This window comes from Aureispira sp. CCB-E, assembly GCF_031326345.1.
In the GTDB taxonomy this organism is placed as follows: domain Bacteria; phylum Bacteroidota; class Bacteroidia; order Chitinophagales; family Saprospiraceae; genus Aureispira.
Window position 1 is genome coordinate 5623799 of the sequence record NZ_CP133671.1, and the last position, 15933, is coordinate 5639731.

The window sequence follows — 15933 nt, forward strand, 5'->3', positions numbered from 1 at the left end:
AAACACACCATAAAATTTACCCCAAATGATCCAACAAGTTTCGTTCTGCCCTCTCAAAAGCGTTCCATTGATCGTCTCGAAGAAAACGATCTCGAATAATTTGGTTGGGAGGTGATAATTTGACTAATTCCTTGTAATATTGTTTTGCTGTTGCATAATTTTGATAATGCTGTACTAATATGGTAACCATTGTTACCAACCGATAAGGAGACATTTTTATTTCCAATGCCTTTTCATATAATTTTAATCCTTTATCATACTCTTTTCTCACATCAATATACAATTCTCCTAAGTTTCCCATTAGCCAAACATTTTCAGGTTCTAACTCTAAGCCCTTCTTATAGGCCTCCTCTGCTCCATCGTAATTACCTTCCACATTCCACAAATAATCTGCCCAGCTATTCCAGTTAGAACATACATTAGGTTCTAAATCTAATAATTGAAGTAACAATTCTTTGGCTTGTTTTTTATAAGCAGCCCCCTCCATTCTTCTAGTACATAAAGTAGCTAGGTTCCGAATATAGACCGTTCTATTAGGGTGGATTTTCAACGCTTTGCTGTAGTACTCATAAGCCAAATCAAACTGATACGTATGATCATAAATCAGACCTATATTATTGAGTGTTGCTGAAGCTAGCGGATTGATACGTTCTACTTGAAGATAGAGTTTTAATGCTTCCTCGTAACCTTGATCTTGTTTGTCTAACAAAAATGCTAAATAAAATAAGGCATTTTCGTGCCTTGGATTTGCGCTTAATGCAATTCTATAATACTGCTCTGCTGTATCTAAATGTTTGTCAAACCGACGATGTAATTTATAAGCTACGGCATAGTACATCAAACTATATGTTGGATTTCGCTCTACCAATTGCTGATAATCCTTCCGAATATTTTCATGGGCTTTAATTAGCTCTTGAACTCTTAGATTGTAACGGTAAATAGAAGGCAATTCTATAAAAATAGCAAACCCTTTCGCCCAACTTGCCATTTGCTTATCTGAATACTTAGACAACAAGATTTTGTGCAACCTGCTTCGAAATTTGGATTCCTCATGTAGTTGCCAGATTAAGATCAATTCACGACGCAACATTGGAATTGCATCTCTATTATTTTTAAGTAGTTCTAGCCCCAACTCTACACTCGCATCATCAGGGCTCAATAGTAATCTTGATAAATTCTCTAATTCTTTGAGTGTTAGTTTTGACATAATCCTTTCATCTTTTGGATGGTCTATTCTACAAATTTAGTAAGCACTAAATTTTGTTAGAAATAAAAGTCATTATTTGTTCTGCTGTATAATGTTTTGTAAACGCATTGCCTAGACAATAAGTTCAATTCATCAGTTATAACAATAGTTGGCTATGCTGCTACGATCACGGTCAACAACAGGATTAAAAACAGTGCATTTAACATTAGTCCGCCAAAAAATCGTTATATTTGCACCTAATTCTTAAATAGACAACGATGGCTTTAAAAGACAAATATATAAATCCTCTCCAAAGGGTTGCGATTGAAGCCATAACACAAACAACAGGTCTTTCTAAAAAGAAATCCAAAACTTATGAACACTCAAAGCTGCTCATGCCCTATTATTCCCCTTTAACACCCAACTAAGTCCCTAAAAACAAACCCATTAAGATAGCAACTATTAAAAGTTCGCTTTTAAAACAACAATAATTATTTAATATACAACGCAATACTGATTATTCCCTTCTTAGCGTTTTTTCATTAATCAATAGTTTGTAATTATAACAAATGCATAAATTATACTTTTTCGTCCTTGCTAGTTTTTGTTTTGTAAATGAATTAGCAGCACAATACAACCATCAAGATATTTTATTAGGTCAATCAGGTACGACTTTAACTACTAATTTACGTCTCAACTATAAACCTTCCAATTTGCCATCTTACAGCACGGCAAGAAATAATATGTATAAATACATAGATGCTATCAATGACACCGTAACTTGTGTTTATACAGGACTTAAACGTTATTTGCCCTCTAATGCTACCAATCCCATTTCTGTTATGTTGGATAACAACAGCAGCATTAGTATTAACGCAGAACATACTTATCCTCAAAGCAAGACGGTTAATAATGCAGGGCGAAGCGATTTGCACCATATTTATCCCACTCGTGCAGCTGCCAACAATGGGCGTGGCTCTATTCCTTTCGGAGAAATTGCACCCAATAATATTGACAAATGGTATTTTGAAGCCAATACGTTAACGAGTCCCCCTCCTGCCAACGTATTGCCATTGCATAGCAAGCAACAAAACAATATTTTATTTGAGCCTAGAGATGATCATAAAGGGGATGCCGCTAGAGCCATGTTTTATTATTATACCATGTACCAATCAGAGGCAAATGCTGCCGACCCTAACTATTTTCACCAACAAAAAGCAAAACTATGTGAATGGCACTTAGCCGACCCTGTAGATAGCATGGAGTGGGATCGTACTTCTCGCATCGCTCCTTTTCAAGGCAATAAGGTAAATCCATTTGTCATGGACTGTACCTTGCCACAACGTTGTGGGTATTGTGCCACTACCTGTTCTCCTCCTAATTCAATCACCAAAGCAGAAAAAATGGGCTTAGAGTTTTTTGGCAACTATCCGAATCCATTCCAGCAAACGACAACCATTCGTTATGAACTTAATCGTCCTCAAAATGTTATCTTAACGGTTTACAATCATTTAGGGCAAGTAATAGAAACTTGGGATAATGGAACACAAACGCCTGGTTTATATGAAGTCGATTTGGATGCCAAACACTTAACAAGTGGGCTCTATTTTTATACCCTAACATTGGAGCATTCTGGACAAGCAGCTACTTTTTCTAATGCTCTAATCAAACAATAGGAAATAGTCTAATTTTTAACCTTATTTCCAATCACTACTTTTTATTATTTGATAATACTCTGTGGATTTTCTTTGATAGAAAACAAAAAACTATATTCAATAACCAACTGCACAACACTGCCTGATTACCATGCAGTAGCAACAAAGCTAATTAAATACCACTTTCTCACAGAGTAATGATTTGACACATTTGCTATGAAATACAATTGTTTATTTTTTTTACTTTTCGCAATAACCATTGCCTGTAGTTCTGATCCATCTCAAAGTGCTTTCCCAAAGAGAATTCCAGTCGATAATCGAGCAGAACATCAACCTGACGAAGCAAGTATTCTAAATGCCCAAATTAAAGAATCGCTAGAGTCCATGTATTTAGTTGAAACGCAATTAGAAGATGGAACCATCTCTAATTATGCCACTAGAGATGGTGTCGCAGATTTTGTAGCAGAATCAACTACCTATTATAAGGAAGAAGAAAAAACAACTCCTCTAAAAACAACAATCATATACTTAACAGGGAGTGCTACAGATGTTTATTGGCTTTCCGATAAGGTTGTAATTGTAAGCAAGGATGATTATCAATATTTATTCAAGAATAGTGTTTTAGTAACAACTTTGCAAGAAGGGAAAACGGTAGAAGTTGGAGAAAATGATCAAGAAGCAGCTAAAGAGGTGTTAAACATTGCTCAAAAAATTATTCAATCTCCTATTCCACAGTAGGTAAGCCACTAATTTACAATACAAATGAAACTAACACTTGGTTACTCTCCTTGCCCTAACGATACATTCATTTTTGATGCGATGATCCATCAACGAATTGATACAGAAGGACTGGAATTTGAGGTGCAACTGGGAGATGTCGAACAACTCAATCAAAAGGCATTTGCCAACGAATTGAATATTACTAAATTGAGTTATCATGCTTATGCTTATCTCATTGATTCTTATGCTTTACTAACTAGTGGCTCCGCTTTAGGTAATAACTGCGGTCCTTTGCTTATCGCCAAAACTTCGATCTCTAAGGATGATTTATCACACAAGAAAATAGCTATTCCTGGCAAATATACAACTGCTAATTTCTTATTAAGCTTAGCCTTTCCTCAAGCAAAGAATAAGCAAGAAACGCTATTTTCGAATATAGAACAGCAGGTTATTAATGGACAGGTAGATGCAGGGCTAATTATTCATGAAAATCGTTTTACCTATCAAGATAAAGGCTTGGTTAAGTTGGTTGATTTGGGCGAATGGTGGGAACAAACCACACAACTCCCAATTCCTCTCGGTGGCATTGTCGTACAACGTCAGCTACCTCTAAAATTACAGCAAAAAATTAATCGAGTCTTGCGTAGGAGTATTGAATACGCCTTCCAACATCCTACAAAATCAGAGCCTTATATTCGTCAACATGCTCAAGAAATGGATTTAAACGTTATCCGACAACACATTGATTTATACGTCAATGACTTTTCTATTGATTTGGGTTCTAAAGGGAAAGCAGCGATTGAGTATTTGTTTGATACAGCAGTACAAGTAGGGTTGATCAAAGCACCAACCGCAGATATTTTTGTAGAGTAGTATTTCCCGAACCATTTTTATTATGAAAGACACTTATTTTACCATAGAAAAGCCGAGTATTGGAGAATACAAGGAAAAAGGCAGTAAATTTATTGCTTATACCTTCCCTGTTTATTCAGAAGATGAAGTCAAAACTTGTTTGGAAGAAGTCAAAAAAGAGCACTTCAAAGCTCGGCATCATTGTTATGCTTATCGAATTGGTCTTGATGGCAAACGGTTTAGAGCTAATGATGATGGAGAACCTTCAGGAACCGCTGGACGACCTATTTTGGGGCAAATTGATAGCTTTGGGTTATCCAATGTTCTATCGGTTGTTGTGCGTTATTTTGGAGGAACGAAACTAGGTACTTCTGGGCTAAAAAGAGCATATAAGGAATCTACTAGAGATGCTTTTGAACAAGCTCAAATTGTTGAGAAAATTGTAGAAGACCAGTTCCATGTTGTCTTTGACTATGTCGCCACAAGCGATGTAATGAATTACATCAAAAACGAAGCATTTACAATTCTAAATGCAACCTACGAGGAAAAAACTACCTTGCTAATGACCATTAGACAAAGCGATGTAAAACGATTTAAAGAATCTCTAGAAAAAATTATCGGAGTAAAAGTAAATAAAGTATAAGGAGTATTAGACCATTTTGAGGGTAGCCTTAGACATTCCTCCATTAATTAAATCATAATACACCATATCCAATTCCTTTTGCTGCTTCTCTATACTAGTAATACTTACGGTTTTAACAATACCTCGATCCATCACCAAATCATTTTTGAGATCGCCAGTACCTGCATTATTATGAAAATCTAGAATATTACTTCGGGTAGGATCAGTATGTTTTTGCAGGTAATCTTCAAACCAAGTTCGGCGCAAATTCTTAATTTTTTGAGGATACATCGTAGATGACGACCAAATATGAGGTGTTAATGCATCCAACTTGTTTAAATACTTTTGAGATTTGTCCCACCTAAACTCCCAGAGTGCATTGTGCTCGTGAACAACCATTGTAAACGGTTCTATGTCTTTGAAATCATAGTTTTTTACAAATGTAGCCAAAGAGCTATAAGTTAAAAAATCTAGAACCATGATACCACGACTCTTGATAGACGGTACATATTTGTTTTGTTCAAAAGCACCATTCAACAAACTAACAACCCTTCCTTGAGTAGTAATACTAATCCAAGTTCCTCCACTTTGCGGTTCTTGAGGATAAACCCATGTGCTACTAGGAGCATAAATCAAACCTGGAGAGGTGCGCAAAGGGGATTCGTCCCTATTTTGAGTCCAAATAAATGTATTTTCTGAGGTTGGGATGTAAGTTAAAGTACACATATGACATTCCATTTATTATAATCAACAGCCTTAGTAACAATCCACAAAATATAACAACTAAAATCGTACTATTGTTATTGACTTAAATCCAATTCTAACAATGCTTGATAAGGATTTCCTGACAATTGCAATACCTTAGCAAAAGCAGGTTCTGTTTTCATACCTTCTGATTTCAATCGAATAATTTCCTTTCTAAAAGCATCTCCATTAGCCTCTAAAAGTCGATGCTCTACTAATAAGTGGCGATAAGCATCTTGTTTTTGGGTAGGTCTTTTTTGACCAAATATTTCTACTTCAAAATGTGTCCCCAAAAAATTAGCGACAGTAGATTGAATTTCATTAATCATTTTAGTTTTAATGGTAAAATTTTGACGTACCTGATACAACTGTTTTATTTTTTGTGCAAATGCAACATGGTCCACACAAGTACAAATAATATCTAGATCACTTGTTGGCAAATCAATTTCAATGGGGATTGTTCCTACCAAAATGGGCTGAAATTCTTTTAGAGCTTCCATCATCCCCAATTCTTCTAACTCCTGATAAGCCAAGCGTTGTCGTTGATTTCCAGTTTTAAGATAATCTATATGTTCAAAATTGACCATCTACCCCACTACCTTAGTTGCTTCTAACAAAATTTGGTTGTTGAACAATTCTTTCAAACGTCCATCATGTGTTACGATCAACAAGGTAGCATTAAAATTTTGACTTTGCTCCAATAACAGTTTAACCACCTCCCTACAATTTTTATCATCCAAACTAGATGTAGGTTCATCTGCCAATATTAAAACAGGGTCATTAATTAACGCTCTAGCAATGGCTACTCGCTGCTGTTCTCCTAAGCTCAAATTTTGAGGCTTGGCTTGCAGTTTTGTTTCCAAATTGAGCTTTGACAGGATATTTTTAATTTTATTTTTATCCTGTTTTGCTCCTGCCAAATATTGGGCAGTTAATAAATTATCTTCTACGGTTAAAGCTTTAATCAAATGCGATTGCTGAAAAATCACGCCAATATTTTGTCCTCTAAATCGATCCAAAGCCTCCCCGCTTAGTTTTGAAATATCTTGGTTTTGCACCATAATCTCACCACTTGTTGGCTTCCGCAAACCACCTAACAAGTGTAATAAAGTCGTTTTTCCACATCCAGACTCTCCCAACACCAACCAATGAGACCCTTGCTCACAATGCATATCAGGAAATTGAAATTTCTGTTGAGAATTGTATTGAAATTGTAAATCTTTAGTTTGTATCATTTTCCCTTTATTTTGATCTCTTATATGATAATTACGTTTAAACAAGTCCTTAAAGCGTACTAAAACAACTATGTAAAAATACAAAAAAAGGAGATGCCCAAAAGACATCTCCCATTTTAATTTATTTTGATCTAGTGTTTGGTTGTACCACCAATTATTCCACTATAATCTTTTCTGTAATAACCTTGTTGTCTATCACAAATCTTGCTAAGTACACTCCTGAAGGATAATCCGTCATGTCAATCTCGTAGTTTTGCTCCAAACTTTCTTGGGGCTCAAAGGATTGTAATACTTGACCTGTAATACTCATGATACTCAATTGTACATCTGTTGTTTCTGCCAACACTAAGTTAACAAATACACGCCCTTCTGTTGGGTTTGGATACAATTTGAATAAATCCAATGCTGGAATTGTATTCACAAAATCAGGCAATTGATAAGGAACTACTATTCCTGTTACAACTTGCTGACAACCTGTGCTAGCATCTGTTATCGTCACATCGTATGTTCCTGCTACCAATCCACTAATGTCCTCTGTTGTTGCTCCTGTATTCCATACATATTGGAAAGTACCACTACCTCCAGTTGCTGTAATATCTACTCCTCCTGCTATCGCCATAATTTCCGCATAAATCGTATCTATGGTAACATTAATTGGTGTTGTTGCTGCGATGGTTGCGGTTTCTGTTATTTGACAACCGTTCGCATCAGTGATAGACACCGTGTGCGTCCCTGCTGGGGCATTGCTCAAATCTTCCGTAGTCGCAGAAGTAGACCAATTGTAACTATAGTTTGGTGTTCCTCCTTGTACAGTAATATCTACAGTACCGTCATTTCCATTACAAGCCACACCCGTTGTATTCACATTTACAGATAAAGCTGCTGGCTCTGTTATTTGGAAACTCGTCACGTAAGTACAGTTAGAGGCCGTTCCATTATCCGTAACTGTTACATTGTAAAAGCCACCAGAAATACCTGATAAATCCTCAGTAGTTGCCGCATTACTCCACTCGTATGCATAAGGACCTGTACCACCAGATACGGTCAAATCAATTGCACCATCTGCCGCACCTCCACAAGATACATTCGTTGTAACATCTGCTATTGCTGGAGCTGCTGATACCGTCACCTCTACCGTATCGGTATCCGTACAACCACTAGCATTGGTTACTGTTGCCGTATAGATACCTGTCGCTGTTGCTTCAATAAAAGCAGATTGCGAGCCATCTGACCACAACAAAGATGTTGCAGGAGAAATGGTAACTGTTGGTGTTAAAGTAGCTGCAGAACCTCCACAAATAGTTTGGTCTGCTCCCAGATCAATGTTAATTCCATTGTTATCAACATTAACTGTTGCGACCGCTCTAGGTGAAGTACATCCTTGAATTTCCGCGTAATACATGGTATTAGCAGAAAGGTTCGGAGTTGTGAAGGCATCTCCTATATGCACTAAATTACCGCCTGTTGGAGCATCATACCACATAATAGTAGATGGTACATAGCTTGCAACAGCAGATACCATTGCAGTATTGTTGGCACAAACCGAAGTATCGCCTGTCATAGACAAAGCCATTTGGTTACTAGGTGGTATATTAACAGTTGTTCTGAAAGTATCATTGCTAGGATTCAAATCTGTTCCTGCGCTAATAATAATCTCAAAGTTATACTGTCCTCCTGCTTCTGTATTAATCGTACCAACTGTTTTATCAATCGTTATTCCTGATACTAAAATAGGATGAGTTGTATTAAATGTTGCGGTAGCATCTCCTGTAACATTCACTGTAATTGGAGCACTCAAAATCAAAGTTGATCCTACGTTGGCAATTTGAATAATAACATCATCTACTGGTGAGCCACAACCATTGGGCGATTTTAAGCCTACTGCCATTGCATCATTAGCAATAATAATATGTTCGTCTGCACCAATATCTGGCTTAGAACCCAATGGACGCATATCTCCATTAATATCCGTTGTAATAGGTAAGGTTAGGTTAACATCTCCTGTATCTACAGCCAGAGGACCTCCCAAGTATAAACCATTGACAAAGTTAGGGTTTCCAGATACAGAGTTTAAGTCGTATCCAATTCCACTTGCTTGCCAGTCAGCCAATGTAGCATAGGTATTAGTACCAAAACGAACGGCTCTACCTCCTGTACCACTAATAAAGAACAAGTTATGATCCATTCCACTCATACTAACAGGGTCTAATGTATAGAAACATTCTCCTGTTGTAGCATTTAAGATATTGTTACGCAAATCAATGTTTAGATGATTGTCCAACCAACAAGCACGTGTTGCGCTAAATGTATTGTGATAAACATAGATCAAACTAGCTTCACGCATATAAAATGCTTCACCACCAGCACCACAAAGCACCATGTTATTGGCAACTAAACCATTTCTTACTTTATCCGAAAAGCCTCCAAAAATAGCAATACCATAATCTCTTGAAGTAATATCGTTTCCTGTGATAGAGAAATTTTGAATATCGTACAATTGCAAAGCATCAGCACCGCTAGCTCCCAAATCATACACTGTATTACCACTGATTACGATGCTGTCTTGCTCATCGACATAGATTCCATAATCATCAGCATCATGCATATTATTATTCATAATCTTGTTCCCCATATTTTCAGAGTTGGAAACACCTCCCTCTAAAATAATATTGGCAACACCTCCACTAATATCATTGTTGATGATAGTTGTATGGTTTGTATTGTTTCCTTCCGAAGCTGTACCAACACTAGCTGCATAACTATTAGATGCCAAAACACCAACTACATTTGAAGGAGTCCCAATAGGCACGACAATTTGGTTATTATCAATAATATTATGATTAGCTTGGTTTGTCAACAAGACACCATAAGCAGGCGTTGTTGTTCCTGTATTTTCTATTCTAAAATTCTTAATAGTGAAATAGTCTACTCCATCCAACGTCACAGTTGCAGCTGTATTAGGACCAGAAGCATCATGTGTTATCGTAGCGTCTGCTGCATTTAATCCATCAAATGTCACCGTGTTTGTAAGACTTGCACCTGGGATTTCATTGATTACCCAAGGACCAACATACGTTCCTGCCACAAATTCCATTGTAACAGGACCACTTATACCACAACTCATCAATGCATCTAAGGCTTCACCTACTGTTGGATAGTCTGCCGAAGCATGTCCAACAGAATAGGTTCCTGATAAACCAGGGCATACATTTACATGTAATGTATCATTGCTAAAACGTTCATCAACTACACCGTTAGGCATAGATGTCCAGAAGCTCAAATTAGTTGTATTAGCAGGGAAGTTTAAGTTAGCTAACGTCATGTTAGCACTTCCACCAACTGGGATTGGTGTCCCAGTATAAGGTACATTGGTCTGCGTATTACCATCAATTGTCCAACCTACCATAAACGAAGTTAGAGGTACAATTCCATAATTTCTAACAACAACCTCTACCGAAGCAAAACCTCCTGTAATTGGCAACGTAGGACTAGCCAATTCTGCTACTCCAGCGTCATTCGTTGGCGGCGTAAACTCATCAGCTCCAATATCAACAGAAGCAGCTCCTGTAGCTGGACGAACATCACCATCAATATCTACTGTAACAGCAGTTGTTGCAATTCCTCTGTCGTTCAAAAATGCGCCATCCACATGCAAATCTGTTGCACTGTAAAATGTTGGTAAGCCTTCTAGAGAGTTTTGGTCATAACCATTGGCGCCATTTGTTTGCCAATCAGTCAAGTCAGCATAGGTAGAACCAAAATCTATCAAGTTTGGATTCGCAGGGTTCGTATAGAACACATTGTAATCCATATCTGAAAAGGTATTCGATGAGAACGTTTCAAAAGCGTAATTCGTCGTACTAGTACTTACAAAAATATTGTTTTTAACATCTACTGTATTATCAAAGTTAGACCATACACAGGCAGAAGCTCCTGAAACTATTGTATTATGATAGAAATCTGTTTCCCTTGTAAAAAACAAGTAAATCCCTCTGTCATTAGCTGACTTAACCATATTATTGGCAATCAATGCTTGACGTGTTGGAGTGATTTGAGAATTAGAACGATTGAAGTAAATCCCATAATCTTCTAAATGAACATTATTACCGACCACATCAAAATTCATCAAATAGTATGTATAAATTCCATAATGGAATGTACTTGGAAAATCATGAATATTATTATTGGCAATCAATAGAGAGTCTTGGTAATAAGTATAAATTCCATAGTTGTCTGCATCTGAAATATCATTGTTTCTAATAATATTTCCACTATTATATAGAGAAGTTGTAGACGACCCATAAAGAGAAATCCCTCTATCTGCTCCTGTAATAACATTTCCTTCAATCAGTGTGTAATTAGCATTGTTCCCACTAGAAGTTACTGATGTAGAAGAAGCTGTTGCAACAATTCCTGATGTATTAAAGGCATTGGTAACTGCCATTTGAATACGATTGTTCAAGATTTCATTGTGGTTGGCAGTATTGGTCAACAATACCCCCCACCCTTGTGTCGTAGATGTATTGGCCAATAGAAAGTTTTGAATGGTGATGTAATCGGCACCATCTAAAGCTACTGCTGCTCCGCTATTAACAGTGATACTAGCCGCTTGCCCAGAACCATCCCAAGTCACTCGGTTCGTTGCACTAATTCCAGGAATAGGACGATCTATTGTCAAAGCTGTTGTATACGCTCCTGCTTGTACTTGCATGGTGACAGGACCACCAACACCACAACCATACAATGCTGTTAATGCATCTTGAAAAGTTGGGAAATCAGAAGTAGCCGTACCAACAGTATAAGTACCTGCCAAACCTGTACAGAAAAAGGTCTCTAGAGTATCGTTATTATTATCTGGATCAGGCATTCCATTAGGATTGCTAGTCCAAAACTTCAGATTTGTTAAACCTGAAGCAAAAGCGGTGCTTGCTGATAAATTAACAGTGGTACTAGTAGACTGTGCTAATGCAGGTCCTGTAAAGTTCACAGGAGTTTGTGCGGTTCCATTCAAAGTCCATTCAATTGTTACATTGTTTAAAGCATTGTTACCAAAGTTATTTAATGTAACATCAACAGGGTAAGATCCCGCTACAGCCCCCAAAACAGGTGACAACATTGCTGTAATACCAGCATTATTAGGCAATGGCAAAGAACCAGTTATACTAACGTCATCAAATGTAAATCCATCTGAAGCAGTTGGGCTTGTTGCTTCAAAATTATCTTCTTGACCAAAACGAATTTGGAAAGTAGAAGTAATTGTTTGTCCTGCTGTTTGCATCAAGTCATCAATATCCAACACAACTTGTGCATACTGTCCTACTGAAGGACGATTGGCATAAAGATCATAAACTTGTACCCATGCATTAGAAGAACTACCTCTCATCCAAACACGATCGTTAGGACTGCTTTCCTCGCCATGGTTGGCATAATTAAAGGTCAATTCCAAATCATTGGAGCCTCCATAATTAGATAAATCTAAATTAGCAATCAAATAATTAATCGCTACGGTTCCACTCACGGCAGCATCAAGGGTCAATGCTCGATTTCCACCATTATAAAACCCTGCGCCTGCATTTGTGCGAGCTCGACCATTGGCTCCCAACTGTACTTCCCAGCTATATCCAGGTCCCGACAAACCAGGTACGGGATTTTGATTGGTGGTATAACTACCAGCTGTTGCTCCTTCAAAATCCTCTGTCCAAGGTAGGGATAATTGCCCTGTAGCATGCTGAGATGATAAGAAACATACGACCAAAACGGATAATTGTATGCTCCTTATTTTGTCAATAATATAAGTCATAAACTTAGGTTTTTGTACTACAAAAAAAGAAATAAATTTTGTTTTTAACGATTAGTAAAAATAGCCGTTTTTTGTGACTATAACAAATTTATAACACTTTTAAGCCCTCTGTGACAAAGTTTTTTTTGGGCTTTTTGTTCTTTTTAGACCCTTTTTGAGACCTTTTTTTTCTTTTTTTTTTATTTGCTTTTTTGAAGTTTTTATTCTCTTCAAAAATCAGTTTTTTCCAATTCTAAATGCTCTATTTAAGCATTACAACGCAACCCCAAAATATTATGACCTATATTTCATACTATTATTATTTTTATATAGGGCTCTTATTATCTAACAGTTAAAAGCAAACCACCTATTCCTCCATTCCAATCACAATGACACCACTGGGGGCTTAGTTCTTGTTACCTTTTCAAGGGTCATATTCTTTTCCCCCTGCTTTTCAGCAAAAACAAAATTCTAATAAAAGAATCTAAAAACCAGTTTTTGGGTCGTACTATCCTATTTTCTTGTCACTTTATCTATTATTTTAAATAAAAAACACCTAAAACAATATCCTATTTATTTTTATGCCTTATTTTAGGTAATTCATTGCCCATTTTAGAACTCAATTCTTAATTAATTAGAATCTTATAAGATTTTGAACTCTAAAAAGAGTACATTTATCCTCGATTAGAAAACAATAATTATGTTTCGTACAATACTTTATTATTTAGCTATTATTCTATTTAGCTTATCGCTAAACGCCTGTAAAGAGATGTCAAAAGAAAAAGAAAATACTACTATCACAGCCCAAACAGACCTCATGCCTCCTATTGCAGACAAAAAAGACTCTGCTATTGTTACGCATGGTCATACTAGAATTGATCCTTATTTTTGGATGCGTTTGACAGATGATCAAAAAAATGCCAAGACTCCAGATGCTCAAACTCAAAAAGTTTTGGATTATTTGAATGCTGAGAATGCTTATTTAAAAACCAAGATGAAGCACACAGAGCCATTGCAAGAGAAGCTCTATACAGAAATGGTCGATCGCATCAAAAAAGACGATGCTTCTGTACCTTATTTTAAAAATGGCTATTGGTATTATACCAAGTTTGAAGAAGGCAAAGAATATGCAATTCACTGCCGTAAAAAAGGAAGTTTAGATGCCAAAGAAGAGATCATGTTAAATGTCAATGAATTGGCAGAAGGACACAATTATTATGCTGCAACGAGTCTAAATGTAAGTCCTGATAATAAAATTTTAGCATTCTGTGAAGATGTTGTTAGCAGACGAATTTATACCGTTCGTTTCAAAAACCTAGAAACAGGTGAGTTTTTGCCAGACCGCATCAATGGAACAGATGGCAGTGGTGCTTGGGCAAACGATAACAAAACCTACTTTTATACGCTCAAAAATGAAATATCGCTCTTATCTGAAAAAATTCTCAGGCACAAATTAGGAACAGATGTAGCCGATGACTTTATTGTGTATTTTGAACGAGACCCTTCTTTTTATATCGGTGTCGGTCGATCTAAATCTGGTAAATACATTATCATTTATAATAGTAGTACCATTTCTAGTGATTACCACATCTTAAATGCAGATACCCCTGAAGGTGTCTTTGAGCAATTTGCCAAAAGAGAACCCAATCACGAATATAGCATTGACCACTACAATGATAAATTCTATATTGTAACCAACTGGAATGCTACGAATTTCCGCTTGATGGAAACCCCTGAAAACGCAACTGCAAAAAAGAATTGGAAAGAAATCATCCCACATCGCAAAGATGTTTTGTTAGAAGACATCGAAGTTTTTAAAGACTATTTGGTCATTAGTGAGCGAGGCAATGCGGCTACTTCTATTCAAATTATTAATCAAAAAACTAAAAAAGAGCATCGTATTGATTTTGGTGAAGAGGCTTATGTAGCGTATGTTGGTAATAATCCAGAATTTGATACCGACAAACTTCGCTTTGGCTATTCGTCTTTAACGACGCCTAGTTCTGTTTATGATTACAATATGAAAGAACACACTAAAGAACTGAAAAAACAAACGGAAGTAGTCGGAGGACATGACCCTAATCAATATGTCACCAAGCGATTGTTTGCAACGGTTAGAGATGGAAAAAAAGTCCCAATTTCTATCGTTTATAAAAAAGGCTTTGAACTAAACGGAAAAAATCCGCTGTTGCTCTATGCTTACGGCTCTTATGGTTCTTCGATGGATCCTTGGTTTAGCTCGACTCGATTAAGTTTATTAGACAGAGGCTTTGCTTGGGCTATTGCTCACATCCGTGGTGGTGAAGAAATGGGGCGTGAATGGTATGAAGACGGTAAAATGTTTAAGAAAATTAATACATTTAACGATTATATTGACTGTGCAAAATTCTTAATTGGAGAACAGTATACTTCTGAAGAACACTTATATGCAATGGGCGGAAGTGCTGGTGGTTTATTGATGGGAGCAGTGGTTAATATGGCGCCAGAGTTATTTAATGGTGTTATTGCTGCCGTGCCATTTGTTGATGTTGTTTCGACCATGCTAGATGAGACGATTCCATTGACGACTAATGAGTTTGATGAATGGGGAAATCCTAAGAACAAAGATTCTTATGATTATATGTTGTCCTATTCTCCTTATGATCAAGTAAAAGAGCAAGATTATCCCAATATGCTTATTACAACAGGTTTGTTTGACTCTCAAGTCCAATATTGGGAACCTGCCAAATGGATTGCTAAGCTTAGAGATAAAAAGACTGATAACAATTTGCTTATGATGCATACAAATATGGAAGCGGGGCACGGTGGTGCTTCTGGACGTTTTAAACGTTATGAAGAAATTGCCTTAGAATATGCCTTTTTGTTAGATTTGGAAGGCATTAAAGAATAATAGGCTCAAACTCTATATAAGTAATACGATTTTTCAACGGAGTAATGTATAAGGTGGGTATTAAACATTCTTCTTAATATCTATTGCCTATTTTTAATAAAAAAGTTCTATGAAGTTGTTTAAAACTAGTTTTAAGCAACTTCTATTTTTTAGGGTATTTTGTAATAATACTTAGCTGTGCTGCGTCAACTCGTTCTACTCTTTTGTGCTACTAGCACAAGCCTACTCGGCAAGCTTAGTTTTTTAGTTT

At 36.7% G+C, this 15933-nt stretch carries 10 protein-coding genes; 5 read left to right on the forward strand and 5 right to left on the reverse strand.

What is annotated here, in order from left to right:
- Window positions 1-16: 16 nt before the first annotated feature.
- Window positions 17-1207, reverse strand: a complete 1191-nt coding sequence (locus tag QP953_RS22020) for a lipopolysaccharide assembly protein LapB (RefSeq protein ID WP_052592565.1) — start codon at window positions 1205-1207, stop codon at window positions 17-19.
- A gap of 548 nt (window positions 1208-1755) precedes the next feature.
- Here QP953_RS22020 and QP953_RS22025 point away from each other — a divergent pair.
- The 4 genes from QP953_RS22025 (at window position 1756) to QP953_RS22040 (ending at window position 5056) form a co-directional block, all read left to right on the forward strand.
- Window positions 1756-2862: an endonuclease gene (locus QP953_RS22025; protein WP_309552971.1), complete on the forward strand. Its 1107-nt coding sequence runs from the start codon at window positions 1756-1758 to the stop codon at window positions 2860-2862.
- Window positions 2863-3057: 195 nt separating this feature from the next.
- On the forward strand, window positions 3058-3579 hold the full coding sequence (locus tag QP953_RS22030) for a hypothetical protein (protein WP_052592569.1): 522 nt from the start codon (window positions 3058-3060) through the stop codon (window positions 3577-3579).
- 24 nt (window positions 3580-3603) lie between these two features.
- A complete protein-coding gene (locus QP953_RS22035; protein ID WP_052592573.1) occupies window positions 3604-4434 on the forward strand; it encodes a menaquinone biosynthesis family protein in 831 nt (276 codons plus the stop codon).
- A 22-nt stretch (window positions 4435-4456) separates the two neighbouring features.
- On the forward strand, window positions 4457-5056 hold the full coding sequence (locus QP953_RS22040; protein WP_072010982.1) for a YigZ family protein: 600 nt from the start codon (window positions 4457-4459) through the stop codon (window positions 5054-5056).
- A 6-nt stretch (window positions 5057-5062) separates the two neighbouring features.
- Here QP953_RS22040 and QP953_RS22045 read toward each other — a convergent pair whose 3' ends face one another.
- From QP953_RS22045 to QP953_RS22060, 4 genes are all read right to left on the reverse strand, one after another.
- A complete protein-coding gene (locus QP953_RS22045; protein WP_309552972.1) occupies window positions 5063-5761 on the reverse strand; it encodes an NRDE family protein in 699 nt (232 codons plus the stop codon).
- 74 nt (window positions 5762-5835) lie between these two features.
- The gene (locus tag QP953_RS22050) at window positions 5836-6366 is read right to left on the reverse strand and encodes a DUF4269 domain-containing protein (RefSeq protein ID WP_052592578.1); all 531 of its coding nucleotides are present in this window, start codon (window positions 6364-6366) and stop codon (window positions 5836-5838) included.
- Window positions 6367-7014: an ATP-binding cassette domain-containing protein gene (locus QP953_RS22055; protein WP_309552973.1), complete on the reverse strand. Its 648-nt coding sequence runs from the start codon at window positions 7012-7014 to the stop codon at window positions 6367-6369.
- A gap of 154 nt (window positions 7015-7168) precedes the next feature.
- Window positions 7169-12814: a right-handed parallel beta-helix repeat-containing protein gene (locus QP953_RS22060; protein WP_309552974.1), complete on the reverse strand. Its 5646-nt coding sequence runs from the start codon at window positions 12812-12814 to the stop codon at window positions 7169-7171.
- Window positions 12815-13562: 748 nt separating this feature from the next.
- On the opposite strand from QP953_RS22060, the gene QP953_RS22065 reads away from it, so the two are divergent.
- Entirely contained in the window at window positions 13563-15683 is a 2121-nt protein-coding gene (locus tag QP953_RS22065) for a S9 family peptidase (RefSeq protein WP_156039674.1), read from the forward strand.
- Window positions 15684-15933 lie beyond the last annotated feature (250 nt).

Coding starts and splice junctions, on each gene's coding strand:
- QP953_RS22045 (WP_309552972.1), bottom strand. CDS start 5,761: ATGTGTACTTTAACTTACATCCCAACCTCAGAAAATACATTTATTTGG.
- QP953_RS22055 (WP_309552973.1), bottom strand. CDS start 7,014: ATGATACAAACTAAAGATTTACAATTTCAATACAATTCTCAACAGAAA.
- QP953_RS22035 (WP_052592573.1), top strand. CDS start 3,604: ATGAAACTAACACTTGGTTACTCTCCTTGCCCTAACGATACATTCATT.
- QP953_RS22050 (WP_052592578.1), bottom strand. CDS start 6,366: ATGGTCAATTTTGAACATATAGATTATCTTAAAACTGGAAATCAACGA.
- QP953_RS22030 (WP_052592569.1), top strand. CDS start 3,058: ATGAAATACAATTGTTTATTTTTTTTACTTTTCGCAATAACCATTGCC.
- QP953_RS22025 (WP_309552971.1), top strand. CDS start 1,756: ATGCATAAATTATACTTTTTCGTCCTTGCTAGTTTTTGTTTTGTAAAT.
- QP953_RS22020 (WP_052592565.1), bottom strand. CDS start 1,207: ATGTCAAAACTAACACTCAAAGAATTAGAGAATTTATCAAGATTACTA.
- QP953_RS22060 (WP_309552974.1), bottom strand. CDS start 12,814: ATGACTTATATTATTGACAAAATAAGGAGCATACAATTATCCGTTTTG.
- QP953_RS22065 (WP_156039674.1), top strand. CDS start 13,563: ATGTCAAAAGAAAAAGAAAATACTACTATCACAGCCCAAACAGACCTC.
- QP953_RS22040 (WP_072010982.1), top strand. CDS start 4,457: ATGAAAGACACTTATTTTACCATAGAAAAGCCGAGTATTGGAGAATAC.